The sequence below is a fragment of the Pseudarthrobacter leeuwenhoeki genome (assembly GCF_055412885.1).
Genome location: NZ_JBVAYY010000007.1, coordinates 83029 through 106682 on the forward strand (window position 1 = coordinate 83029; position 23654 = coordinate 106682).

General features: G+C 70.7%; 22 protein-coding genes and 1 pseudogene. 12 read left to right on the forward strand and 11 right to left on the reverse strand.

Annotated features, from left to right (window positions below; all coding sequences use genetic code 11):
* Positions 1-67: 67 nt before the first annotated feature.
* Genes ACZYX4_RS07750 through acs form a run of 3 tightly spaced genes read right to left on the reverse strand, consistent with a single transcriptional unit; the run spans position 68 to position 3802 of the window.
* Positions 68-490 carry an SRPBCC family protein gene (locus ACZYX4_RS07750; RefSeq protein WP_463874912.1) on the reverse strand — a complete coding sequence of 141 codons (423 nt, stop codon included), beginning with the start codon at positions 488-490 and terminating at the stop codon, positions 68-70.
* The gene (locus ACZYX4_RS07755; RefSeq protein WP_463874913.1) at positions 487-1728 is read right to left on the reverse strand and encodes a flavin monoamine oxidase family protein; all 1242 of its coding nucleotides are present in this window, start codon (positions 1726-1728) and stop codon (positions 487-489) included. The genes ACZYX4_RS07750 and ACZYX4_RS07755 overlap by 4 nt, the downstream gene beginning before the upstream one ends.
* A gap of 43 nt (positions 1729-1771) precedes the next feature.
* Positions 1772-3802, reverse strand: coding sequence for an acetate--CoA ligase (acs, locus tag ACZYX4_RS07760; RefSeq protein WP_463875073.1), 2031 nt, complete (start codon positions 3800-3802; stop codon positions 1772-1774).
* 407 nt (positions 3803-4209) lie between these two features.
* Here acs and ACZYX4_RS07765 point away from each other — a divergent pair, with 407 nt between their 5' ends.
* From ACZYX4_RS07765 to ACZYX4_RS07775, 3 genes are read left to right on the forward strand one after another with little or no spacing between them, the layout of a single operon-like run.
* The gene (locus tag ACZYX4_RS07765; protein WP_463874914.1) at positions 4210-5508 is read left to right on the forward strand and encodes a hypothetical protein; all 1299 of its coding nucleotides are present in this window, start codon (positions 4210-4212) and stop codon (positions 5506-5508) included.
* Between the two features lie 48 nt (positions 5509-5556).
* A complete protein-coding gene (gene nth / locus ACZYX4_RS07770) occupies positions 5557-6387 on the forward strand; it encodes an endonuclease III (RefSeq protein WP_463875074.1) in 831 nt (276 codons plus the stop codon).
* Positions 6384-7082 (forward strand): NUDIX hydrolase, encoded by a 699-nt coding sequence (locus ACZYX4_RS07775; protein WP_463874916.1) that lies wholly within the window; start codon positions 6384-6386, stop codon positions 7080-7082. The genes nth and ACZYX4_RS07775 overlap by 4 nt, the downstream gene beginning before the upstream one ends.
* A gap of 98 nt (positions 7083-7180) precedes the next feature.
* Here ACZYX4_RS07775 and ACZYX4_RS07780 read toward each other — a convergent pair whose 3' ends face one another.
* Positions 7181-8905: a bifunctional 3'-5' exonuclease/DNA polymerase gene (locus ACZYX4_RS07780; protein WP_463874918.1), complete on the reverse strand. Its 1725-nt coding sequence runs from the start codon at positions 8903-8905 to the stop codon at positions 7181-7183.
* A gap of 118 nt (positions 8906-9023) precedes the next feature.
* Here ACZYX4_RS07780 and ssd point away from each other — a divergent pair, with 118 nt between their 5' ends.
* From ssd to ACZYX4_RS07815, 7 genes are all read left to right on the forward strand, one after another.
* A complete protein-coding gene (gene ssd / locus ACZYX4_RS07785; protein WP_463874920.1) occupies positions 9024-10127 on the forward strand; it encodes a septum site-determining protein Ssd in 1104 nt (367 codons plus the stop codon).
* Positions 10124-11383 carry a TadA family conjugal transfer-associated ATPase gene (locus tag ACZYX4_RS07790; RefSeq protein WP_463874922.1) on the forward strand — a complete coding sequence of 420 codons (1260 nt, stop codon included), beginning with the start codon at positions 10124-10126 and terminating at the stop codon, positions 11381-11383. Before ssd ends, ACZYX4_RS07790 begins: the two co-directional genes overlap by 4 nt.
* Positions 11380-12213: a hypothetical protein gene (locus ACZYX4_RS07795; RefSeq protein ID WP_463874924.1), complete on the forward strand. Its 834-nt coding sequence runs from the start codon at positions 11380-11382 to the stop codon at positions 12211-12213. The genes ACZYX4_RS07790 and ACZYX4_RS07795 overlap by 4 nt, the downstream gene beginning before the upstream one ends.
* Positions 12210-12821 carry a type II secretion system F family protein gene (locus ACZYX4_RS07800; protein ID WP_463874926.1) on the forward strand — a complete coding sequence of 204 codons (612 nt, stop codon included), beginning with the start codon at positions 12210-12212 and terminating at the stop codon, positions 12819-12821. Before ACZYX4_RS07795 ends, ACZYX4_RS07800 begins: the two co-directional genes overlap by 4 nt.
* A gap of 163 nt (positions 12822-12984) precedes the next feature.
* On the forward strand, positions 12985-13296 hold the full coding sequence (locus tag ACZYX4_RS07805; RefSeq protein ID WP_463874928.1) for a DUF4244 domain-containing protein: 312 nt from the start codon (positions 12985-12987) through the stop codon (positions 13294-13296).
* Positions 13297-13319: 23 nt separating this feature from the next.
* On the forward strand, positions 13320-13787 hold the full coding sequence (locus tag ACZYX4_RS07810) for a TadE family type IV pilus minor pilin (protein WP_463874930.1): 468 nt from the start codon (positions 13320-13322) through the stop codon (positions 13785-13787).
* On the forward strand, positions 13784-14206 hold the full coding sequence (locus tag ACZYX4_RS07815; protein WP_463874932.1) for an Rv3654c family TadE-like protein: 423 nt from the start codon (positions 13784-13786) through the stop codon (positions 14204-14206). The genes ACZYX4_RS07810 and ACZYX4_RS07815 overlap by 4 nt, the downstream gene beginning before the upstream one ends.
* Positions 14207-14238: 32 nt before the next feature.
* On the opposite strand, the gene ACZYX4_RS07820 is transcribed toward ACZYX4_RS07815, so the two are convergent.
* A complete protein-coding gene (locus ACZYX4_RS07820; protein WP_463874934.1) occupies positions 14239-16626 on the reverse strand; it encodes a DEAD/DEAH box helicase in 2388 nt (795 codons plus the stop codon).
* Positions 16627-16687: 61 nt separating this feature from the next.
* Positions 16688-17380, reverse strand: coding sequence for a GNAT family N-acetyltransferase (locus ACZYX4_RS07825; protein WP_463874936.1), 693 nt, complete (start codon positions 17378-17380; stop codon positions 16688-16690).
* Positions 17381-17597: 217 nt separating this feature from the next.
* On the opposite strand from ACZYX4_RS07825, the gene trhO reads away from it, so the two are divergent.
* Positions 17598-18491 (forward strand): oxygen-dependent tRNA uridine(34) hydroxylase TrhO, encoded by an 894-nt coding sequence (trhO, locus tag ACZYX4_RS07830; RefSeq protein ID WP_463874938.1) that lies wholly within the window; start codon positions 17598-17600, stop codon positions 18489-18491.
* A gap of 107 nt (positions 18492-18598) precedes the next feature.
* Here the strand turns inward: trhO and ACZYX4_RS07835 are convergent, their stop codons facing one another.
* The 4 genes from ACZYX4_RS07835 to ACZYX4_RS07850 form a co-directional block, all read right to left on the reverse strand.
* Positions 18599-19129 (reverse strand): hypothetical protein, encoded by a 531-nt coding sequence (locus ACZYX4_RS07835; protein ID WP_463874940.1) that lies wholly within the window; start codon positions 19127-19129, stop codon positions 18599-18601.
* A gap of 73 nt (positions 19130-19202) precedes the next feature.
* Complete coding sequence (locus tag ACZYX4_RS07840; RefSeq protein WP_463874942.1) at positions 19203-19775, reverse strand: hypothetical protein; 573 nt, start codon at positions 19773-19775, stop codon at positions 19203-19205.
* A gap of 86 nt (positions 19776-19861) precedes the next feature.
* Positions 19862-20341 (reverse strand): hypothetical protein, encoded by a 480-nt coding sequence (locus ACZYX4_RS07845; protein ID WP_463874944.1) that lies wholly within the window; start codon positions 20339-20341, stop codon positions 19862-19864.
* A gap of 70 nt (positions 20342-20411) precedes the next feature.
* Positions 20412-20630 carry a hypothetical protein gene (locus ACZYX4_RS07850; protein WP_463874945.1) on the reverse strand — a complete coding sequence of 73 codons (219 nt, stop codon included), beginning with the start codon at positions 20628-20630 and terminating at the stop codon, positions 20412-20414.
* 89 nt (positions 20631-20719) lie between these two features.
* Between ACZYX4_RS07850 and ACZYX4_RS07855 the strand changes: the two genes are divergently transcribed.
* Positions 20720-22351 (forward strand): DUF7059 domain-containing protein, encoded by a 1632-nt coding sequence (locus ACZYX4_RS07855; RefSeq protein ID WP_463875075.1) that lies wholly within the window; start codon positions 20720-20722, stop codon positions 22349-22351.
* 42 nt (positions 22352-22393) lie between these two features.
* Here ACZYX4_RS07855 and ACZYX4_RS07860 read toward each other — a convergent pair.
* Positions 22394-23644 (reverse strand): annotated as a pseudogene (locus ACZYX4_RS07860) (MFS transporter); the annotation flags it as partial.
* Positions 23645-23654 lie beyond the last annotated feature (10 nt).

The following is a 23654-nucleotide window of genomic DNA, read 5'->3' on the forward strand; positions in this document are numbered from 1 at the left end:
ACAACGCGGGGTCAGATCCGGCCCATCCGGGGCGCCAACATGGGCGCTAGGTGACCCCGCGTTGCTCTCAGCCGGGTGATTTGCAGGTGGCGAGCCGCTCGATCCGCCGCAGCGCCAGGGCGCACACCGGCAGGTAGGCGGGCGCCCACCACGGGACCGTGAAGGTGACGAGGCAGCCGCCGTCCTGCGGAATGACCCGGTGGCCGGTGGCCGGGATGCCCGCCACCGACCAGGCCCAGTACCGTCCGGGTTCAAATGCCGTCACGGTGTACGGAAGCGCCGCGCCCAGGACGGTGCGGACCGTGCCGCGGCTGCCCGGCGCGAGCCCTCCGGAGCCAGTCCCGGCTGCCGGCCCGGCGGTAAGCCTGGCCGTGGCCGGTTCGACGCCGGTGATCGACGGCCCCCAGGCCGGCCACTTCGTGGTATCGGTGAGCAGAGCCCAGACGTCCTCCGTGGGCGCGGCGACCCGGCGTGACACGGAGAACGTCACCGGGGCCGTCCGAGGATGGTCAGTGCGGCACGGTGGCCGCTGACGAGGGCGCCGTTGATGGACGCCGTCTCCCGGTGGTCCCCGCAGATGACCAGACCGGACCGGTCCTCCATCGGCTGTTGGGACAAAAGCGGCGGCGGCTGCAGGGGCAGGGCCTGCGGGACCTCGTGCCTGGCCACCAGCTCCCAGCCGGCCGTGGAGGAGCCGAAAAGGTCCGCGGCGTGGCGGAGGACGTCGTCGTCGGTCGGGACCGGCCGGCCCGGGCCCAGCAGCGCGGAGGTCTGGACCAGGTGCCGCCCGACGGGGGCGTAGCTCGGCGCCGCGTTGGAAATGACAGCCGCGTTGACCAGCGGCCCGCCGGGTTGCGCGCGGCCGTCGACGTAGATCATGTCCACCCCGCTGGGAGCCGCGTCGGCAGCGAACCAGTGTGTCAGCACCCCTTTCATGGCCGGGACGGTGCCGCCGGCCAGCCGGGCGGAGTTGACCGGATCGGCGGCGAGGACGACATGGCGGGCCCGGAGCGTGGAATCCGCAGCGGTGGCCAGGGCCCCGTTTCCGTCCGGGATGATCGACTCCACCCGGGTCGAGGTGCGGACCGGGGTGGTGAGGGTGTCCGCCAGCTGCCGGGGGAGGGCCTGCATGCCGTCGCGCGGCAACCCGGGCACCCCGGTCGCAAACACCCGCAGCAGCTGCAGCGCGAATTCGTTGGAGGTGCTGCCCTCGTCTTCCAGCAGCACACCGGCGAGGAACTGGTCCACTGCCCGGCGGAGTCCGCCGGAGCATCCGGCCCTGTCCAGGGCCTCCCGCAGCGGAACGTCGCTGCCGGGATGCCGCCGGCGGCTGGTGAACGCCGGGGCGGCCCAGTACAGCAGCCCCGCGACAGAGCGGGGGTTCAGCAGGCCGCTGCGCAGGGTCTGCAGGATCAGGCCGGGCTCGCGGACGGGGTGGGCGAGGACCGCGAGACAGTCCTGCCGGCGGACCCGCAGGCCGGCGCCGAAGGCCTGCAGCGCCAGGGCTTCGACGTCGACCCAGCGGCGGACCGCAGGGTAGGCGGGATTCAGCACCTGGAACCCGCGGTCCACCAGGAAGCCGTCGATCCGGTCGGTCCGGATCCGGCCTCCGACATCGTCGGCGGCCTCCCACACCAGAACCTCGCGCCCGGCGGCCTGCAGCTCCCGGGCGCACTGCAACCCGGCCAGGCCGGCGCCGACCACCAGCACGTCACACGAATCCGTCATCGCTGCAACGTTCCGCCTCTGATAGGCCGGACCGGGCCTTCGCTCACTTTCTTAGCGAGTTCGCGATCTGGGCCATCACCGTGTTGTCGGCCAGGGTGGTGGCGTCTCCGACTTCGCGTCCTTCTGCGACGTCCTTGAGCAGGCGGCGCATGATCTTACCCGAACGGGTCTTGGGCAGTTCGGGCACCACCAGGATGGTCTTGGGCTTGGCGATCGGCCCGATCTCCTTGCTGACGTGGTTCCGGAGCTCCTGGACGATCGTGTCCCCGGTGTCCACGGCATCCCCGCGCAGGATCACGAAGGCGACGACCGACTGGCCGGTGGTCTCGTCCGCAGCGCCCACGACGGCGGCCTCCGCCACCGCGGGGTGGCTGACCAGCGCGGATTCGATCTCGGCGGTGGAGAGCCGGTGGCCGGAGATGTTCATCACGTCATCGACCCGGCCGAGCAGCCAGATGTCGCCGTCCTCGTCCCTCTTGGCGCCGTCCCCGGCGAAGTACATGGTCTCGAAGCGGGACCAGTAGGTTTCCTTGAAGCGCTCCGGGTCGCCCCAGATGCCGCGCAGCATGGCGGGCCACGGCTCGCGGATCACGAGGTAGCCGCCGGAACCGTTGGGCACGGACTCGCCGGCTTCGTCCACGACGTCCACGGCGATGCCGGGCAGCGGGACCTGGGCGGAGCCGGGCTTGGTGGCCGTCACGCCGGGCAGCGGTGCGATCATCTGCGCGCCGGTTTCGGTCTGCCACCAGGTGTCCACGATCGGCGCCGGGTTTTCCTTGCGCTCGCCGTTCTTGCCGGCGTTGCCGCCGATGACCTCGCGGTACCACATCCACGCTTCGGGGTTGATGGGCTCCCCGACGGAGCCCAGGACGCGGATCGAGGAGAGGTCCGACTTCGCCGGGATCTCCTTGCCCCACTTCATGAACGTCCGGATGGCGGTGGGGGCGGTGTAGAGGATGGAGACCTTGTACTTCTCCACAATCTCCCACCAGCGGCCCTGGTGCGGGGAATCCGGTGTGCCTTCGTAGATCACCTGGGTGGCGCCGTTGATCAGCGGGGCGTAGGCGACGTAGGAGTGCCCGGTGATCCAGCCGACGTCGGCCGTGCACCAGTAGACGTCGGTTTCCGGCTTGAGGTCGAAGACGGCCTTGTGCGTGTAGGCGCCCTGGGCGAGGTAGCCGCCGGTAGTGTGCAGGATGCCCTTGGGCTTGCCGGTGGTGCCGGAGGTGTAAAGGATAAAGAGCGGATGCTCCGAGTCATGTCCGACGGCGGTGTGCTCGGCGGACGCGGTCCCGACCGTGTCGGCCCACCAGTGGTCGCGGCCCTCGCGCCAGTCGACGTCCTGGCCGTTGCGCTTGACGACGACGACGTTCTGCACGGTGTGGCCGCTGCCGTCTCCTTCATGGGCGAGGGCCTCGTCGACGGCGGGCTTGAGCGCGCTGGGCTTGCCGCGCCGGTAGGTGCCGTCAGCGGTGACGACAAGTTTGGCTTCGGCGTCGTCGATCCGGGAGCGGAGCGCCTCCGCGGAGAAGCCGCCGAACACCACGGAGTGGATGGCGCCGATCCGGGCGCAGGCCAGCAGCGTGATGACGGCCTCGGGAATCATCGGCAGGTACACGGCCACGCGGTCGCCCTTGGCGACGCCAAGGGACTCGAAGGCGTTGGCAGCCTTCTTGACCTCGTCGGTGAGCTGGGCATACGTGTAGGTGCGGGTATCGCCGGGTTCGCCCTCGAAGTAGATGGCGACGCGGTCCCCGTGGCCGGCCTCGACGTGGCGGTCCAGCGCGTTGTAGGCGGCGTTGATCTCGCCACCGACGAACCACTTGGCGAAGGGCGGCGTGGACCAGTCCAGGGCCTGGTTGAAGTCCTTGCTCCAGCTCAGAAGCTCGCGGGCCTGCTTCGCCCAGAAGGCGGGCCGGTCGGCGTCGGCCTCGGCATAATCCGCGGCGGTGACCACCGCGTTGGCGGCGAACTCGGGGGAGGGGGCGAACTTGCGGTTCTCCTGCGACAGGTTCGCGAAGGCATCGCCGCTGGGAGCCTGCGTGGTCGTGGAGTCGGGGGTCTGCTGGGACATGGTGAACCTCATCATTCATCGATCCGTGCTGCGGGGGACCCCCGTTCCGCCGCAGCGCCGGGACGCTTGAACGTCATCGGCCGGCGGCTGGTCACGGACGTACCGCAAAGAGCTGTTCCGAAATACACACTAACGCCTCCGCCGCCCCCAACGTGTGCCGCGTCACAGAGCGAACCGTGAGCGGTGTTTTTTAAGCGACGAATGGCGGGTGGACGGCCTGCGGGGGCCCTGGCGCGGCCGGGTTCAGTACCGCCGTCCCCGGCTTGTCAGCTAGTGATCGGCCAGCCACTTGACTAGGCTGAGATGAAGTTGTGACATCCAATGGAGGCGACGGGACCGCTTGCGGTCCTGCTTGGCCTGCCGTTAGGCGGCGCTGTCCAGAGTGCCGCCATGCTAAGGAGAACCGAATGAACGAGCAAACAAGCGGGCAGCTTAAGCAGCCCGCCCAAAGCCAGGGCACCAGCCAAACCCAGGGCACCGGCGGCGCGGACCGGTCTGGCGGCCACGGGGGCGCACCGCGTCCCACAGCCGACACGACGAGCGGGATGACGGCCGGCAAGAAGAACCAGGCGGTCCTCGGACCGTTCACCGTCCGTGATCTCACGGTGTTCGGCTCGACGCTGATTCTCTTTGTGGCCTCGCTGATCCCGATGTTTGCCGTCCGCTACAACCTGTGGAACCTGGGCAGCCTCTTCTTCCTGGGCCTCGGGATCCTGCTGCCGGTGATTGTTACCGCCCTGTTCGTGGCGCGCCGCGTCAGCCCGGGAACGAAGATCCGCATCGGATCCCTGTCGGTGGACCAGTTCGGCTCCGTGGTGGCGTCCTTCGCTGTCGCGTTCTTCTTCCTGGCCGTCGCGGGCGCCTACGTCCCCAGCATGCTGCTGGCCCTCGTTGGAGCCCTCGGGCTCCTTGCGGCCACCGTTCTGGGCCGCCTGATTCCCTTCTTCGCCGGAGATTTCCTGGACCGCGCAGAAGTCCCTGCCCACATCGTGGCCCGCGAGTCGGCGGTCCCCGTCCACAAACCGCGCGCCGCCAAGGCGTCGAAAGAAGCCAAGGACGAGGCAGCACCGAAGGCCGCCGGCACGAGCGCCGTCGCCGGTTGGGCGAAACGGATGACACCTGGCGCAAAGACAGGCGCCGCGGGTGCCGCAGGCGCCGCCGGCACAACTTCGGGCCCAGCCACAGGCGGCCCCGCGGCAGTTCGCCCCGCGGCCGGAACGCCGGCCGTAGCCCAGGAATCACGGACCCGGGCCGCCGCGCCGACGCCGGTCGTCAGCTACCCGGAAGCCCAGGCCGCGGGTACCGTTCCCGCCGCGGACGCCTCGAAGGCGCCGTCCGCGGCCGAGCAGACCCAGGCCGCCGGTGCGGCTGAGGAAACCCGGGTCGCCGAGGCTCCCGTAACGTCAGGCAACAGTGCCCCCACCACGGTGAACCCGCAGGTGCGCAAGCAGGAGCCGATCGGCGCCACCGTCGACCCGGCAAACCGTCCCGGGGAAGATGAGGTCCAGATCGTCCACGAGGCCTTCTGGTTCGCCGTCGCCCAGCCCCGCACCGCCGTGGAGGAGCACAGCGGCGTCGCAGCCTTCGTGATCGAACCCGGCGGCTGGGTGCTCGCCCTGGAGGACCGGGGCCACGAATTCCTGGTCCAGCACACCGATGGCAGCGTCGGCGTGCTCCGCGACCTCAGCAACATCGAACGCGGTTAGCCAGCCCCCGTGGCCAGCGAGTCCGGCATTCCAGTCCCCGGCAGCGCCGTGGCCAACCCCACAAGGGCGAAACCGACAAGTCGCGGCGCTCGGGCTGCAGGGGAGTCACTGCTGGGGTTGAAGCGGCGCGCCCGGCGGATCAACAAGGCGCTGGCGGAACAGTATCCCTACGCCCACGCGGAACTCGACTTCCGCAGCCCGTTCGAGCTGGTGATCGCCACCGTGCTGTCAGCCCAGACCACGGATGTGACCGTCAACCAGATCACGCCCCTGCTGTTCGCCCGGTACCCGGACGCCCGGAGCATGGCGGAGGCGGACCCGGCCGAGCTGGAAGCCATCATCAAACCAACCGGGTTCTTCCGGGCCAAGGCCCGGAACCTGATGGCGCTGTGCAACCGGCTCGTGGATGAGTACGACGGCGAGGTGCCGGGCCGGCTTGCTGATCTGGTAACGCTTCCCGGCGTCGGGCGGAAGACCGCGAACGTGGTGCTCGGCAACGCCTTCGGCGTCCCCGGGATCACGGTGGACACCCACTTCGGCCGGCTCGCCCGGCGCTTTGGCTGGACTGAGTCCGATGACCCGGTGCGGATCGAGTCCGACGTCGCGGAACTGTTCGAGCCCCGGGACTGGACCATGCTCTCGCACCGGGTGGTGTTCCACGGCCGGCGCGTGTGCCATTCCCGCAAGCCGGCCTGCGGCGCCTGCGCCGCCGCGAACTGGTGCCCGAGCTACGGGATGGGGGAGACGGACCCGGAGAAGGCGAAGAAGCTGCTGAAGTACGAGTTGGCCCCGGGGCAGGAGGAGCTGCTGTCGAAACTCCTCGCAGAGACCCACCGGGCCGCGGAAATCCGGATGGAATCCCAGAGGAAGCCGCTGTGACGGCCAGACAGGACCTCATCGACCTGCTGGCTGCGGTGGAGGCCGGCACGGCGCCGCCTCCCGATTCGCGCTGGCGGGAAATCCCCGTCGAGTCCGGGGGCCGGACCCGCCGGGCGGCCGTGCTGATGCTCTTCGGCTCCCTCGATGATGTCCCGGCCACCTCGGTCAAACGCCTGGCGCCGGCCGACCTGGATGTCCTGCTGCTGCAGCGCGCCCATACCCTGAATGACCATCCGGGCCAGGTCGCGTTCCCCGGCGGCCGCATCGACCCGGGCGAATCCGTCATCGGCGCCGCCCTGCGGGAAGCGGAAGAGGAAACCGGGCTGGATGCGGCCGGCGTCGAGGTCCTCGGCGTGATGCCGGAACTGGCGCTGCCCCGCGGCAACTTCATGGTGACCCCGGTGCTGGGCTGGTGGGCGTCCCAGTCGCCCGTGCGGGTGGTCGACCACGGCGAGTCCGCCCAGGTCTTCCGCGTGCCGGTCCGGGACCTGCTGGACCCGGACAACCGCGTGATGGCCACCGTGGCCCGGGCGGAGCAGACGTTCCTGAGCCCTGCCTTTACCGTCAACGATGTCGTGGTCTGGGGCTTCACCGGGATGATCCTCAGCCAGCTCTTCGACCAGCTGGGGTGGGCGGTCCCTTGGGACCGCGAGAGCCTCCTCAGCGTCGACACCTGGAGCAGGCTCAACGGCTGAGGCCGGGACTATCGGGGAGCCGGCCTGGCAGCGGGCCCCGTGGCGTTCTTTTGAGGGTCGGACGTGCTGCGAACGTCACGGCCGGCTGCTCCGCAGCGTTATTTGGCGTTGTCGTAGGAGTCCACGACCGCGACGCTGACCGGGAATTCCACCGGGATCCTGCCGAACAGCAGTTCCTTGGCGGCGTTTGCGGCTTCCTCGATGGCGCGGATGCAGTCGGCCACCGCGGCCTCGGGACAGTGGACCATGACCTCGTCGTGCAGGAAGAACACCAGTTCCCCGGCGGGGCCGCCGTCCGCGCGCATGGCGCGGAGCCGGCGTCGCAGTTCTGCCAGCCAGCAGGCCGCCCAGTCCGCCGCTGAACCCTGGACAACGAAGTTGCGGGTGAACCGGCCCCGCGAACGGGCGATCGAATCGGCCCGGCGCTGTTCCTCGGCGCTGGTCGACTGCTGGCTCTGCAGCCAGTGCTCGGACGGCGGCGGGCTGCTGCGGCCCAGCCGTGAGGTGACCGTCCTGCCGGCCTCGCCCTCGCGGGCCGCGTGCTCCACGAAGCCCACCGCGCGCGGGTAGGTGCGGGTCAACTGCGGCATCAGGCGCCCCGACTCGCCGGTCGTTGCCCCGTAGATCGCCCCGAGCAGCGCCACCTTGGCCTTGGCGCGGTCGCCGCCGAAGCCCTGCGCGGCGATACCGGCGTACAGGTCCTTGTCGCGCGCGGCCTCGGCCATCCTGGAATCCTGCGCGAGCGCCACGAGCACCCGGGGTTCCAGCTGGGAGGCGTCGGCGACGATCAGCTTGTGGCCCGGATCGGCATGGACGGCGCCACGGATCTGGCGCGGAATCTGCAGCGCCCCGCCGCCGCGGGAGGCCCAGCGGCCGGAGACGACTCCGCCGACCACATACTCCGGCTGGAACCGGCCGTCGTTCACCCACACATCCAGCCAGGCCCAGCCGTTGGCGGCGTGCAGACGGGAGAGCTTCTTGAAGGCCAGGAGCGGCTCGATCGCGGGATGGCTGGATTCCTTCAGTTCCCACTGCTGGGTGGTCTTCACCTCGATGCCGTTCCGGTGCAGGGCCCGCATGAGATCCTGCGGGGAATCCGGGTTAAGCGACGGGGAATTCAACAGCTGCCGCAGCTCAGTAGCCAGGGCCTCCAGCTTGGCCGGACGGTGGCCCAGAGGAGGCCGGGGGCCAAGATAGTCCGCCAGAATCTGCTCATGCAGTTCCTCGCGCCACGGCACACCGGTGTGCTGCATTTCCGCCGCGATCATCGCGCCGGCGGACTCGGCCGCGAGCAACAGCTGGAGCCGCTGTTTGCGGTTGTCGCTGTGGCGTTCGACGCCGGCCCCGCCCGCCTGACCGAGCGCCTCCTGCTGGGCGGCGTATTCGGTGCGGAGGTCCTCGGGGCTGTGGCGGGGTGTTTTGCGCAGGCCGGGATCATCGAACAGGGCGCCCTGGTCAGCGGGCGGGGGAGGCGGCTGCAGCGCGCGCGGGGGCGGCTGCAGCTCATCGTCCTGGACCCTTTTCTCCGCGTTCTGCGCATACGCGGTGTGGGCGGTGAACTCCGAATGGGCCAGGATCGCGCCGCACAGCGTGAGGTCGTAACAGCGTTCCAGCTCGACCCCGGCGGCGAGCAGGGCTGGGTACCAGTCCTGGGTGCGGTGCCAGATCCAGCGCGGCCTCCGCTTTTCGAGGTCGCGCACGACGCCGGCCAGCTCGGCGGCGCTGACGGTCCGCGGTTCCGGCGTGGCCGGGTGCGGGGCGCCGTCCGCGGTGAGTTCCTGCAGGGCTGCGCCGTCGGCGTGGGCGGCGAGCAACAGGTACATAAGATCAATTCTGCCCTGCGGATCGGGGCACCCGGTTCACCGGGCCTGATGACCTGGCTTGTCCACATAGCGGCCGGCGCGGGTTACGGCAGGTTGCGGGGACGTGAAGAGTGGCCGCATGAGCAGGCACCAGATACCGCCGTCCGGCCCCGGGGCCGGTGCTGCGCAGTGGGTGCCGGACGGGTCGGCGGAGACGCTGCTCGTGACGGGGCTCGAGGTGCTGTGCGGTGAAGTGGAACGCGTCGTGGCGGCGTCCGGCGGCCAGCTGCGCACGGTGGCAAACATCAGGGAAGCGGCGCCCTTCTGGGACACTGCCGCGGTGGTGTTGCTCGGCAGCGACATCCGCGAGCTGCCGCCGCGGGGGCGGTCGCCGGCCGTGCTCGTTGGCCTCACCGGGGACGGCGACAGCCTGTGGCACCTGGGTGCCGCCATCGGCGCCGAACGCGTTGCAGTGCTGCCCGGGGCCGCGGCCTGGCTCGCCGAGTACCTGAGCCGCTCCCGCACTCCCGAATCCGGCGGACTCGTCCTCGGGATTGTCGGAGGTTGCGGCGGCGCCGGAGCCAGCACGGCGGCTGTCTGGCTGGCCCATGCTGCCGCCCGGGAAGGTCTGCGTGTCCTGCTTGTGGACGGTGACCCGTGGGGCGGGGGCCTGGAACTGGCGCTCGCCGCCGAGGAAACACCCGGTCTCCGCTGGCCGGATCTGGCGGATGCCAGCGGTACGATCGATCCCCGCCAGCTCGCTGACTCGCTGCCGCTGGCTGGCGGATTCCCCTTCCTCTCGTGGCCCGGGAACAAGGAGCGCCACAGCGGAGTGGAGCACGCGGTCGTGGCCGGGGTGCTTGACGCCGCCAGGCGCGGCTTCGAGCTGGTCCTCGTGGACATTGGCCGGGGACGGGAAGCGCTGCGGACTTTCGCCTGGGACTGCGATCGGATGATCGTCGTTGCGCCCGCGCTGCTGCGTGCGGCCGTGGCCACGGCCAGGCTCCTGCAGGACCTCCCTGCGGTGGAGACGGCGCTGGTGGTGCGCGGCAAGTCCGGGGCCGCGCTGGACGCAGAGCTGATTGCCGAGTCCGTCGGATTGCCCCTGGCCGGGATCATGCCGGACGTCAGGCGCGCCGCCGCCGCCACGGAACTCGGGCGCCTGCTGGACACCGGCCGGCAGCGCAATGTCCGGCGGTTCGCCAGCACGGTCCTGGACTTCGGGGCTGGAGTCACCGGATGAGCGCCCACTCGGCACCGGGGCCCCCGGATGCCGGTGCAGGCCCGGGCGGCCAGCGCTTCCGGCCGCCGGCCCGGGGCTCCGTTGATGCGCGGCTGCTGGCGTCCGTCCGCGAATCCGTGATGTCAGACGCCGGTCCGGTGACCCCCTCCCGCGTGGCAGCCGCCGTGCAGGCGAGCGGGCGCCTGCTGGGGACCGCCGGAGCGCTGGCCGCGGTCGAGGGGATCAGTGCGGAACTGAACGGCCTCGGGCCCCTGCAGGTCCTGGTCCAGGACCGGGCCGTGACAGACATCTTCGTCAACGGACCGGGCTCCGTATGGCTGGACCGCGGCGGCGGACTCGAAAGGGCTCCGGTCGCGTTCTCCGGTGAACAGCAGGTCCGGGCACTGGCCGCCCGGCTCGTGTCGGCCGGCGGGCGGCGTCTGGACGACGGTTCGCCCTGCGTCGACGTCAGGCTCGACGGCGGGTTCCGGGTCCATGCCGTCCTTCCACCGATCTCCACGGCGGGAACACTCCTGAGCATCAGGATCCGGCGTGAACGGGTCTTCTCGATGGACGAGCTGCGGCGGAACGGAATGTTTGGGGCACTGGTGCAGACCGTGCTGGAGCGGATGGTGGAACGCCGCCTGAGCTTTCTGATCAGCGGCGCCACGGGGTCGGGGAAAACAACCCTGCTCGCCACGCTCCTTGGCCTGTGCGCGGCCGGTGAGCGGCTGGTCCTGATTGAGGACGCCTCGGAACTGAACCCGGTCCACCCGCACGTCGTCTCGCTGGAGGCGCGCCACGGCAACCTCGAAGGCGGCGGCGCTGTGGATCTGGGCGAGCTCGTGCGGCAGTCCCTGCGGATGCGGCCGGACCGGCTGGTCGTGGGGGAGTGCCGGGGTGCCGAAGTGCGGGAACTGCTGGCTGCCATGAACACCGGCCACAGCGGGGGCGGCGGAACCATCCATGCCAACACCGCGGCCGACGTCCCGGCAAGGCTCACCGCGTTGGGTGCGCTGGCCGGGATGGGGCAGGACGCCGTACGGCTGCAGGCGGCCAGCGCCCTCGACTCCGTGGTCCACGTGGAAAGGATGCACAACGGGCGGACCGTCGCCTGCATCGGAGTGCTCGAAGACACCCCGGCGGGCCTGGTGGTCGGCTCCGCGCTGGACATTTGCGCCGGTGTCGTCCGCGGTGGGCCGGCGTGGCCGCGGCTGGCGGTCCGCCTCGGAATGGACCCGGCCTCAGTGGACCCGGCCTCAGTGGAGCCGGCATGACCGCCCTGCTCATCGGCGTGCTCTCCCTCGCCATCTTCCTGGCCCTCTCCCCGCCGGGAGCCCCCCGCCGGCGGATCCGCGCAGCCCTGGCCGGCGGGCGGGGCAGTCCGGAGGCAGGCACTCCCGCGTGTGCGGGCGGAGTGGCAGGATGGCGGCGACGGAGCGCCCCGACGGTTTCGATGACCCTGCTCGTGCAGCAGCTGGCGGCTTTGCTCAAGGGCGGCCGCTCTCCCGCGCGCTTGTGGGATGAACTGTGGCTCCTGCATGGGGACGATCCCGCCGCGTCCGCGCCGGCGTCCGGGGCAGGAACCGGATCCCGGAGCCTGGTGCTCGCTCCGGGATCCGGGCGGATCCTTGCCGCGGCCCGCGCCGCCGCGGTGCGCGGATCGCCGGTCGGAGCGGCGATCCGCTCCGCCGCGGTCAGATGCGGCGGAACGGCGTCCGGGAAGGCCTGGGGACGTGGTGCCGGCGAGGACGTCCGTGCGCGCCGCGTCTGGTTCCAGCTTGCCGCCTGTTTTGACGTTGCCGAGGCCAGCGGGTGCCCGCTGGCGGATGTGTTGACGCGCTTCGCCGCGCAGCTTGAGGCCGAGGACGACGCCGAGGCCGCCCGGCAGACAGCGTTGGCCGGGCCCCGTGCGACCGTTCAGCTGCTGACGTGGCTTCCGTTCCTGGGTCTGGGCCTGGGTGTGCTGCTGGGCGTGGACCCTGCCGCGGTTCTGCTGGGAACCCCGCTGGGTGTGGCGGCGCTCGCGGCGGGCCTCGCCCTCACCACGGCAGGCCGGATCTGGTCGGCCCGGCTCGTCCGGGCCGCTGAGGGGCCTCCGCCGTGACAGCGGACGGCGCGGGTCTTGCGGTGCTGGCGGTTCTGGCAGCCGCGGCCGTGACCGCTTATTCGGACCGTGGCATGGCCAGGCGGAGACTCCGGCGCCAGACGCTGCCCGCCCCGAACGCCGGAAACCCAGGCGGTTCAGACTGCAGCCGCGAGCCGGCAGGGGAAGCCGGCGGGCCCGGTCTGGGTGATGCGGCCATGTTGCTGGAACTGATCGGGGCGATGCTCGAGGCGGGGGCCGGACTCGGCCGTGCCCTGGCGCTCGTCGCCGAGTTGGCAGCACCTGACATCCGTGGTCCGCTGCGGCCGGTCGTCGCGGCACTCGCCATTGGCGCCGATTGGGACACCGCCTGGGGCAGCTCCGACGTCCGGACGCCGGCACTCCTTGCCGTGCGCGATGCGCTGGGGTTCGCCGCGCTCACCGGCGCCCCGTCTTCGGCCATCCTCTACGCCCAGGCGGCCCGCCTGCGGCGCGAGCGGTTCCGGACCGCGGAGAAGCAGGCCGCAGCCCTGGGCGTGAAGCTCGTTGTGCCGCTCGGCGTGTGTTCGCTGCCGGCCTTCATCTGCCTGGGTGTCGTGCCGGTGCTGCTGGCGATGCTGCCGGGCTGACGCCGGTGGTGGAAAGGCGATGGCGGTGGCGGCATTCCTCCACAGCCCGCGTGGGGGGCCGGTTTTCCACTTGGCTGCAGGGACGCCTTACGGGCCGCGGTCCCAGCAGGAAGAGTCTAAGAACAGCCGGCGGTCCCGCCGGAACCCAAGGAAAGGAAAAACCATGTCACTTCATCCCGTTGCGCCCGCCGGAACCCGCGAGGCGCCGAAAGTCCATCCGGAAACGGAGAGCGCTGAGATCCACGAAATCTATCCAGGAGCCAGTGCCGCCGACCCGCTCAGGGGGCGAAAACCGAGAAAGCCGGGGTGGCTGCGGACGCTGTTTGGCTCGGAGACAGGAATGGCGACGGCCGAGTATGCCATTGCCACGCTCGCCGCTGTGGGGTTTGCCGGCATCCTCGTGTTCATCATGCGCAGTGACGAAGTCCGGGGTTTCCTCTTGAACCTCATCCGTACGGCGCTCGCCTTGCCATGAGCTGCGGATGGCCGGCCGGGAGAATGCAGGGGGCAGCGTCGTCCCCGCCAGCCACACGGCGACCCCGGTGGCGGCAGAGCGCGGGATGCGGCACGTGCCGCGGTGCGGTAACAGCCGAATTCGCGGTGGCGCTGCCCGCCGTCCTGCTCCTGCTCGCCCTGCTGCTGGCCGGTTCAGCGGCGGGAGTCACCCAGCTGCGGCTGGAGGAAGCGGCCCGGGCCGGTGCCCGGGCCCTGGCCCGGGGCGAGGATGCTGCCGCCGTGGACGTGATCGTCCGCCGGCTCGCGGGTTCCGCAGCAGCGTCGGCGGTGGCGTCCGACGGCGGATGGCTCAGCGTCACAGTTTCCGGCAGGGTTCCGGGCGCCGTTGGCTCGCTCCTTCCCTGGACCCTGACGGCACGCGCCTGGGCACGGAGCGAAACGTCCGGGCCTTCGGCCGCGGCCCTGGTCCCCCCGGCCTGGCGCCATCAGCTGCAGAGTCTGGCCGCATGAGACGGCCGGGCAGCCACGCACCCCGGGTCGAGCAACCGGCCCCTCCGGGCGGGCCTCCGGAGCTCCCGGAGCGTCCCGAGCCCGGGGAGCGCGGTGCCGGCACCGTCCTGGCGCTGGGGCTGGGACTGCTGGTCGTGCTCGCCGCAGTCCTCATCGCACTGCTGGCCCAGTCGGCCGCGATGGCGTCCCGGGCGGCGGCTGCCGCGGATCTGGCGGCCCTCGCCGCCGCGGATGCTGCCCGGGGAATCGCCCCGGGAGAGCCGTGCGCCGTCGCCGCGGACGTGGCACACCGGAACGGCGCCAGGGTCCTTAGCTGCGAGGTAGGCGCCGGCTCCACGGTCCAGGTCCGGACTGAACTCGCTGTCCGCACGCCCCTGGGTGCGGCCACCGGTCTGGCCAGGGCCGGGCCGCCGCCGTGAGCAGGTGGCTGCAGCCATGGACGCAGCCGCGGCTACGTCTGCAGCGGTGTCGCGGCGTGGTCCGGCTGCCCGGTGCGCATCTGGTCCGTCGCGTCCTTGAGCAGCACATCGATGAGGGTCACGGCGGCGTCCTTGTCGAGGGGATTGTTCTTGTTGCCGCATTTGGGCGACTGCACACAGGACGGGCAGCCGGACTCGCATTCGCACGCCTTGATCGCGTCGCGGGTGGCGGCAAGCCAGACCCGGGCCTTGTCGTAGCCGCGCTCGGCGAAACCTGCCCCGCCGGGGTGGCCGTCGTACACGAAGATGGTCGGCACCCCGGTGTCGGCGTGAATGGCCGTAGACACCCCGCCGATGTCCCAACGGTCGCTGGAGGCCACCAGGGGCAGGAGGCCGATGGCCGCGTGTTCCGCGGCATGCAAGGCACCCGGGAACTGCGCCTCGATCAGCCCCGCACCGGTCAGCGAGCGGTTGTCCATGACAAACCACACCGCCTTGGTGAAGAGGTCCCGGGCACCCAGCTGCAGCGGCTCCTCACCGAGGATCTCATTGGAAATCAGGGCCTTGCGCTGGAAGGAGACCACCTGCGTTGTAACCAACACGTCCCCGAAGTGCACGGCCACGTCACCCCACTGGGTGGTGCGCTGCGTTTCGAGCACCTCGATCTGGGTCACGTCCCGTGCGGTGGTGTAGTAGTCCGGGTTCGCCCGGCGCACCACCACGCAGTGATCGTCCTCGTTCAGGTCCTCCACCACGTAGCTCTCGCCCTGATGGACGTAGATCGCCCCCGTGTGGGCCTGGTAATGCGTCTGCGGGGAATCCATGGTCCCGAGCAGGGATCCCGTGTCGGCGTCCACGATGCTCACCGGGCCGCCGCCGTCGGCCCTCAGGTTCACCATGGCCGCAGCGCTTTGCGGGTGGGTCCAGAACCACCCCGCGGGGCGCCGGCGCAGGTATCCCTGGACCACCAGCTGGTCCAGCAACTTCTCCGACGTTGCGCCGAACAGGTCCAGTTCGGCAGACCCCAGCGGCAGTTCGGCGGCGGCGGCACACAGATGCGGACCGAGTACATAGGGATTGGAGGGATCAAAGACGGTGGCCTCCACCGAGACGTCGAAAATCGCCTCGGGGTGGTTCACCAGATAGGTGTCCAGCGGGTCATCGCTGGCTACGAAGGCGGCGAGGGCATCCTGGCCGGCCCGGCCGGCCCGGCCGATCTGCTGGAACAACGACGCGCGGGTCCCCGGCCAGCCGGCCACGAGCACGGCGTCGAGGCCGGAGATGTCGATCCCCAGTTCCAGGGCCGAGGTGCTGGAGACGCCCAGCAGCTCGCCGGAGCGCAGCGATTTCTCCAGGGCGCGGCGCTCCTCCGGCAGGTAGCCCGAGCGGTAGGCCGCAACCCGCTGCGGCAGGCTGGGATCGACCTCTTCGAGGAGGCGCTTGGTGATGGAGGCAATGGTTTCGGCGCCGCGCCGGGACTTGATGAACGCAATGGTCCGCACCCGCGAAGAGACCAGATTGGCCAGCAGGTCCGCGGTTTCAGCCACCGCCGTGCGCCGCTCCTTGGCGCCGTTCTCGCCGCGGAGTTCGCTCAGGGCTGGCTCCCAGAACGCCACGGTGGTGGAGCCGTGGGGCGAGGAGTCCTCGGACACGGCCCGGACCGGTGCGCCGATGAGCCGGCCGAAGGAGGTGCCGGGCTCGGATGCCGTGGCGGAGGCGGCGATGAACACCGGTCCGGACCCGTCCGGGCTGTAGTAGGCGCAGATGCGGCGCAGCCGGCGCATCAGGTTGGCTACGTGAGATCCGAAGACGCCGCGATAGCTGTGGGCCTCGTCCACGACCACGTAGCGCAGCCGGCGGAAGAACCGTGCCCACCAGGCGTGGTTGGGGAGGATCCCGAAGTGCAGCATGTCCGGGTTGGCCAGGATGAAGTTCGCGTGGTCCCGGATCCAGCGGCGGGACGCGGGGTCGGTGTCGCCATCGTAGGTCTCGGCCCGGACGGTGGGGAGTTTCAGCGCCCGGACCGCGGCCAGCTGGTCGGCAGCCAGGGCTTTGGTGGGGGAGAGATACAAGGTGACGGCGCCGTCGTCGTGGATTCTGCCGGGATCGGCGAGGACCCGCAGTTCGGAGCGGTGGATCGCGTCCAGCGCCGGCAGCTGGTAGGCCAGCGATTTTCCGGAGGCGGTGCCGGTGGCGATCACCACGTGTTCGCCGGCGTGGGCGAGTTCAGCGGCCTGGATCTGGTGGCGGTAGGGCTCGTGGATGCCCAGCGAAGCGTAGGCGTCCACCAGATCGGGGTGGGTCCATCCGGGCCAGGGCGCGTGCACGGCCTGGCGGGCGGGAATGGTGCGCACATGACGGAGCTGCTCCGGGTCCGGGCCGCGGCCCAGCAACGGAATCAGGGACTCATGTGGGTTCACTCGTACATTCTTTCACCCGGCCTCAAATCGACCGGGGCACGTGGCCCGCCGGCCCAGGGCCTCAGGCCACGGAAAGGTCCGAGCCCTCGTCCGAGGCGGAGAGCATCAGCACGTGGCTGACCGTTGTCCAGCCGAGGTTCGAGTAAAGCATCTGCCCGTCGAGTGAAGCGAGCAGCAGCCCGGTCTCGACGTCGTGCTCGAAAGCCTGGGCGGCGAGGGCGCGCATGATGAAGCTGCCCAGGCCCCGGCGCTTGTAGCCGGGCTCGGTGACGATCTTGTCGAAGATCGCGGTATGGCCCACTACGAACATACGACCGCTTGCCGCCACCTCGTCCCCGGCGTAGACCACGGCATGTTGGACTCCGTCCGTCCGTGACGGAACCCACCTGAGATCATCATCCGGAAGCCAGGGATCCTCGGTGTCCTGGGTCTCCATGTCCACGATCATCATCGTCTGCGAGGCGGACGTGACGTTGAGCCCGTGCTGCTGGGCCAGGGTGTGGTACCGCGCAACGTCATTCGTGAGGACCGTGAGTATCCGGGCGGGTACTTCCGCGGTAGCGGCGGCCAGCGCCGCGAACTCCGCATCGGCGGGATCGTGGGCGAAGTATTCCCATTCATGGGTGGTGTCCGCCCTGAAAACCGCCGGGAAGTTGCCCTCCCTGCGTGTCTCATATCCGCGGCAGGCGGCCCAGCCGGTGACCCAGATTTCCAGCAGATGAGTGGTGTCTTCAACCATGGCCTCAAGACTCATGTGATGAGCGTATTCCAGCCCCGCCACAAGCAACAGGGCCCGGGTCCGTGAACAGGCCCTGCGTACGCAATTGTGACAGGACACGCCCGCCGGTACCGGGGGCGGCCGGTACCGGGGGCGGCGGCGTCCGGGCCGCGGCACGCGTCAGCACGGTACCGGTCAGCACGGCGGGTTCCCCTCGGCCCGTGGTCCTTGGTCCACCCAGTACCCTTAAAACGTGGCTTTGAACAGAATTGTGCTTTTTTACGGCTTTACCCCTCTCCCGGACCCGGATGCCATCCGGCTCTGGCAGCGCGCGCTCTGCGAGAAACTCGGCCTGACCGGGCGCATCATCATTTCCGGGGACGGCATCAACGCGACCGTCGGCGGTGAGCTGAAAGCGGTCAAGCAGTACGTGAAGACCACCCGCGAATACAAGGGCTTCCACGGTATCGACGTGAAGTGGTCCGACGGCGGCGCCGCGGACTTCCCCCGGCTGAGCGTCAAAGTCCGCGATGAGATTGTGTCCTTCGGTGCCCCCGGAGAGCTCAAGGTCGATGCCGGCGGCGTCGTCGGCGGCGGCACGCACCTCTTGCCCGAGGAACTGCACCAGCTTGTGGCGGCGCGGAAGGAGGCCGGCGAGGAGGTCGTCTTCTTCGACGGCCGCAACGGCTTCGAGGCGCAGATCGGCAAATTCAAGGACGCAGTCGTCCCGGACGTGGCCACCACCCACGACTTCATCAGGGAACTCGACTCCGGCAAATACGACGCACTCAAGGACAAGCCGGTGGTCACGTACTGCACCGGCGGCATCCGCTGCGAAGTGCTGTCCAGCCTGATGGTCAACCGCGGCTTCAAGGAGGTCTACCAGCTGGACGGCGGGATCGTCCGCTACGGCGAAACCTTCAAGGACCAGGGCCTCTGGGAGGGGTCCCTCTACGTGTTCGACAAGCGCATGCACCTGGAATTCAGCGAGGACGCGAAGACCATCGGAGCATGTGTGCGCTGCGCGGCGCCGACGAGCAAATTTGAGAACTGCTCGAACTCGTCCTGCCGCACGCTTACGCTCTACTGCCCGGACTGCGCCGCCAGCCCGGAGACGCTGCGCTGCCCGGACGGCTGCGGCCCCTGAGCCCCTGCGGCCCCTGAGCCCCTGCGGTCCCTGAGCCCCTGAGCCCCTGCGCCCCTGCGGCCCTGCGGCCCCGACGTCCTGCCGGCTGAGTCTGCAGACCGCAGGCCCTAGATGCGGCTCACCCGGTAGGCGAAGTTGGCGCCGGCGTTGGCTTCCACTTTGATGGTGAGTATGGAGCCAGCGGGTAGATACACCACATACACCCGTGAGGTTCTGCAACGCAGTTTCAGGTCCACCAGTTCCGTTTTGCCGTGGCTGATAATGAACTCGACCCGGCGCGGGCTCCGGCAGGCGAGGGTCAACGCGTAGCTGCCACCAGGCAGTGGGGCGGTGGTCTCCTCCCGTACCTCGTCGGCCTCGACGGTGCCGTAGCCGGTGTGGAACACCTGGCCCTCGGTGGCGGGGAGTACCTGCGCCAGCCACGCCTCCAGCTCGGGCCCGGAGACAGGCTCGCGCGTCGACGGATTCCGCGGTAGCGCGGCATCGGTGAACGCCGGGGCGGAGGCGGACTCCGTCCCGCTGGCAGAAACGTCGTCTTCGTAGGCGCAGCCGGCCAGCGCCATGGCCAGCGTCAGGCAGAGTCCCACGGCGGACGCCGTGCGAGTCCGGGCCACGCTCGACACCGGAACAGTGGGCATCTCCCGACTTTAACCCCGCCCCTGCCCGGGCACCAGAGTCCAACGGCGGGCGCAAGAGTCGTCGCTCCGGTATCTAGGGCCCTTCCTCGGTGAAGCCGATCCGGACGCCTGCGACGGCGCCGGTTCCGGGCCCGGGGCCGCCGTCGCCATACCGGGTGCGGTGGGCCGATACAGTCCCGGGTAGCAGGTCGACCAGCGCTTCCGCCACGTCGCCGCAGTCGAAGTTACGCTCCAGGAGCGTGCCGCCCTCACGGGCGCCCTGAATAACGGAGAGGTGGGCATGCGGTGCCCCGATGCAGGCCGCCGTGACCTTGTACTCGCCTGCCCGCGTAACGATGCCTGAGGTCGAGAATCCTCCGCTGCCGGGGCCGCCGAGCCCACCTGATCCGCCGGCCAGGAGCCCGTCCGGTGAACCGCCGAGGACAACCCCCAGCTCTGAGAGATTGCGGGTTTCGGCGGCAACGAGTTCCGGGTCCCTGGCCGGCATCGGTGCCCCGGCAGGGTATGACCAGGCGGACGGCCCGGCTGCGGCCGGTGAGGGTCCGGCGTCGTCCGCGTAGGCACATCCCGCCAGCGACGCCGAAACCGCGCCCACCGCCAGCAGCAGCGCAGTCCGGACCGTCCAGTGCGTCCCCCCCAGGAGCAACCATGAGCAGAGCCTAGCCGCAGGGGCGGTGAACGCAAGCCACGGCGCACGTGCCCGGCGTCCTCGTCCGGGGGCGGGCCCGGCTGCTACGCCTCAGGCACCAAGTGGTAGGCGTAAATGATCGGGGCATCCACGCTTGTGGTGCTGATCTGAAGCGTGCCGGCGGAGGGGACTGTGAGGCGTGCCGTCTCGCGGCTGCCGTTGCAGGCGGCGCCGGCCTCGGTCAGGTTCTCGCCGTCGAGGGAGACATCGAAGAAGGCCTTGCCGCCGCCGTCGCAGGTGATGGTCAGGACGTAGGTGCCCGCCCCAATTCCGGGTGCGGTCTTGACGATCGGATCCCGGTTGAGGATTTTTCCCGCATCCTCGACCACTATGCCGGCGGCGGAGGGAAGTGCCGTCGCCTTCCACTCCGGCACGTCGGCCGACTCGATGGAACCGGCCGGGGAGCACGCGGCTGCGGCCAGGACGACGGCGGCGCCCGCCGCGACACCGAGGGCGGCGCGCCGGAAAGGCCGCATTGCGCGCCCGACAGGCCGGGCGCGACGGGAACGGGGGATAAGGAGCATGCCTCCAACTTACCGCCGTTGCGGCCGGCCGCTGATGCCCCGACAGGCCGGCCGCAGCGGTCCCGCGGCCCTACCCGGCGATCAGTTCGAGTACCTGGCCCCGGTGCAGGGCAAGGTGCACGCGGTCGCGCCGGCGGTTGGCCTGCCCATCGGTCAGCGTCCGGTCCAGCGGCGGCAGCTCCAGCCGCAGCAGCACATTCACCTGGTCCGGAGCGAGCCGGAGCCGTTCGGCGGCGGGCGGCAGCTCCGGCGCCGGGATGACGGCCCGGATCTCCAGCGCGGCCAGCAACTCGGCCTCCGCCCCGGTAGTCGTCCGTGCGCCCCGGGGCCGCCGGGGCGCTGGACTAAACTTGTCCGGTGACTCCCTCAACGCATTTCATGGCCGGCAACACCCCCGACGCCCCGCGCAGCGACCTGCCCGGCCTGCTCGACGCCCTGGCCGCTGACCTGCGCGGCATCGGCTACACCGTTGACGGCGTCGCCGGACTGCTCGGCGCGGCCGCGCACAGCGCCCTGGGCCGGGACCAGCTGGTTCCCGCGCTGATCGTTACCGGGACGGCCCGCCACGGGGAGCCGACGACTGCGGCGCTCGCCGCCGTCGTCCGCTTCTGGCTGCTCGCAGAACCGCAGTCCGCCGCCACACTCGACGCCGCCCTGCCCGGCATCCGCACGGCGGGCCTGCTGGAACTGGGCCTCGTGGAGCCGTCCTCCGACGGCCTGATCCAGGCGAAGGTGGACCTGCGTCCCTACGGCTGGGACGGAGCCCCCGGGGACGGGACCCCCGGGGAGGACGCTGTCAGCAACGGGGGTGCGGAGCTCTGGGTGGCCAGCGACCTTGCCGCCCACCAGCGCCCCGGTGTGCTGCGCCACGACCACGTCCTCGGGATCGGGCAGGCCTCCACCACGCTGGTGCAGGTCACCGCCCGCCGGCACGTGGCCCGGGCGCTGGACCTTGGCACCGGCTGCGGCATCCAGACCTTCCACCTGCTCCACCATGCCGAGCACGTGACGGCCACCGACATCTCCGGCCGTGCCCTCGCGTTCACCCGCTTCAATCTGCTGCTCAACGCCGGCCAGCTGCAGCTGGACCCCTCCGACCTGCAAGCCCGGGTGAGCCTGCGCTTGGGCTCCCTGCTCGATCCGGTGGCGGGCGAGGAGTTTGAACTGGTGGTCTCCAACCCGCCGTTCGTGATCACGCCGCGCAGCGTGGGGGAGGCCGCCGCGGAGCAGTTCACCTACCGCGACGGCGGCCTGCCGGGCGATGACATCGTCGCCTCGCTGGTCCGCGCCCTCCCGTCGGTCCTCGCCCCCGGCGGGACAGCCCAGCTCCTGGGCAACTGGGAGATCCCGGCGGGCGCAGCCTGGGACGGGCGGCCGCAGAGCTGGGCGGGCCCGGACGCGGACACCTGGTTCATCCAGCGCGAGCAGGTCAGCCCGGAACAGTACGCCGAGACCTGGCTGCAGGACGCCTCCGAGGCCCGCGACCGGCGGCTCTACCAGGACTCCTACGCCGCGTACCTGGACGACTTTGCCTCCCGCGGCGTCGAGGCCATCGGCTTCGGGATGATCTGGCTGCGGCGGCCCGCCGCGGGCGCCACCCCGGTGCTGCGGCGATTCGAGGAGATCACCTATCCGATCGAGCAGCCCGTGGGCCCGCACCTGGGTGCCGCCGTGGAACGTGCGGACTGGCTGGCCGTCCACGACCTGGCGGCGGCGCACCTGCTCGTGGCCGAGGACGTCACCGAGGAGCGGCACCAGCGCCCCGGAGCCGAACACCCCGGCGTCATCCTGCTGCGCCAGGGTGCCGGCCTGCGCCGCACCAACCTGCTCAGCACCGAACTGGCCGGCTTCGTCTCAGCGTGCGACGGCGACCTGTCCGTCGGGCAGATCATCGGCGCCCTCGAGGCGCTGCTGGGCGGGGGCGAGGACTGGGACGCCGGGACCTTCCGCGCCGGGCTCCTCACCGAGGTGGGGAACCTGGTCCGCGACGGCTTCCTGCTGCCCGCCTGATGCCGCGGATCCGCCCAACGCGGCGGCTGCGCCCTCGCTGCCGTAGCGCGGCAGGACATACGCGGTGACGGCCAGGGCCGCCAGGACCCCGCCCACCCCGGCGGCCAGGAAGCTCACCCGGATAGGGAGCGTGGCCCCGAGCAGCCCGCCCAGCGCGAGCGCCCCGACGGTGACGGCCCGGGTCATGCCGCCGATGATCGCCATGGCCTGGCCGCGGCCACTTTCCGGGATCCGCATGATCGCAATTGCCCCGAAACACGCGTTCAGCACCCCGCAGGCGACACCCATGGCGGTGTAGGCCACGAACAACAGTTCCATGTTCGGCACCAGGGACATGATCCCCAGGAAAGCCGAGGTCAGGGCCATCGAGACCAGCAGCGCGCGGAGCCGGGTGGGTGGGGTCCTGATCCGGCTGGCGACCCCCGCCCCGGACGCCATCCCGAGACCGAACGACGCGGCCAGCAGCCCGTACTGCGTTTCTGTGGCGCCGAGCTCGTCGCGGGCCAGGAACACCTCAAGGACGTTGGTCGTCTCGCCGACGGTAATGAAGAACAGCGCGCCCAGGACCAGGGCCCAGACCAGGCCGTCGCGCCGGATCAGGCGCAGTCCGTCCAGCAGGGCAGGGTTCTTCTTGCCGACCCGCTCGGCGGCCGTGCCGCGGCGGGCCCGGATCAGCAGGGCGGCCGCGCCCATCGCCAGATAGCAGCCGCTGGCCACGGCAAACACCAGGCCGGATCCGCCCCAGCCGCTGAGCAGCCCTCCGGCCGCCGACCCAACCATGGCGGCGATCATGATGGTGGCCTGCATGGTGCCCAGCGCCCGCGGGGTCCGTTCCTCGCCGACGATCCGGGGCAGCAGGGCCTGCCAGGTCGGTCCGGCCACAGCCTGGGCGGTGTCGAGGAGGAAGGTCAGGGCGAACAGCACCGGAAGGTAGTTGTCCAGATACTGCATGCCCAGCCCCATCCCGGCGACCGCCGCGGCACTGACCGCGGAGGACGCCGTCGCCAGCGTCCTGGAATCCCGGGTGTCGGCCAGCCGGCCCGCCCACGGCGCCAGGAGCACCAGTGGCAGCGCCGAGCAGAGCAGATACGCCGCCACGAGCCAGGGGCCGGCGATTGCTGTCTGGCCGGCGGCAGCGAGGTTTTGAAGGTGTAGCATGACGCTGATGATGACGGCGCCCATGCCGGCCGTTGCGATGAAACGGGCGCCGCTGGCGAGGACGAAATCGCGGTTGCGCCAGAGGGGCTGGGCGGCCCCGGCGGCGGCCTGCTGGTTATGAAGTACCCGTTTCATTATCAGAAGG

Bases quoted from the DNA above. Each gene is read 5' to 3' on its own strand.
- ACZYX4_RS07795 (WP_463874924.1), top strand. From the start codon at position 11,380: ATGACCGCCCTGCTCATCGGCGTGCTCTCCCTCGCCATCTTCCTGGCC.
- ssd (WP_463874920.1), top strand. From the start codon at position 9,024: ATGAGCAGGCACCAGATACCGCCGTCCGGCCCCGGGGCCGGTGCTGCG.
- ACZYX4_RS07810 (WP_463874930.1), top strand. From the start codon at position 13,320: ATGCAGGGGGCAGCGTCGTCCCCGCCAGCCACACGGCGACCCCGGTGG.
- ACZYX4_RS07755 (WP_463874913.1), bottom strand. From the start codon at position 1,728: ATGACGGATTCGTGTGACGTGCTGGTGGTCGGCGCCGGCCTGGCCGGG.
- ACZYX4_RS07835 (WP_463874940.1), bottom strand. From the start codon at position 19,129: ATGCCCACTGTTCCGGTGTCGAGCGTGGCCCGGACTCGCACGGCGTCC.
- ACZYX4_RS07815 (WP_463874932.1), top strand. From the start codon at position 13,784: ATGAGACGGCCGGGCAGCCACGCACCCCGGGTCGAGCAACCGGCCCCT.
- acs (WP_463875073.1), bottom strand. From the start codon at position 3,802: ATGTCCCAGCAGACCCCCGACTCCACGACCACGCAGGCTCCCAGCGGC.
- ACZYX4_RS07825 (WP_463874936.1), bottom strand. From the start codon at position 17,380: ATGAGTCTTGAGGCCATGGTTGAAGACACCACTCATCTGCTGGAAATC.
- ACZYX4_RS07790 (WP_463874922.1), top strand. From the start codon at position 10,124: ATGAGCGCCCACTCGGCACCGGGGCCCCCGGATGCCGGTGCAGGCCCG.
- ACZYX4_RS07780 (WP_463874918.1), bottom strand. From the start codon at position 8,905: ATGTACCTGTTGCTCGCCGCCCACGCCGACGGCGCAGCCCTGCAGGAA.
- ACZYX4_RS07845 (WP_463874944.1), bottom strand. From the start codon at position 20,341: ATGCTCCTTATCCCCCGTTCCCGTCGCGCCCGGCCTGTCGGGCGCGCA.
- ACZYX4_RS07805 (WP_463874928.1), top strand. From the start codon at position 12,985: ATGTCACTTCATCCCGTTGCGCCCGCCGGAACCCGCGAGGCGCCGAAA.
- ACZYX4_RS07855 (WP_463875075.1), top strand. From the start codon at position 20,720: ATGGCCGGCAACACCCCCGACGCCCCGCGCAGCGACCTGCCCGGCCTG.
- ACZYX4_RS07765 (WP_463874914.1), top strand. From the start codon at position 4,210: ATGAACGAGCAAACAAGCGGGCAGCTTAAGCAGCCCGCCCAAAGCCAG.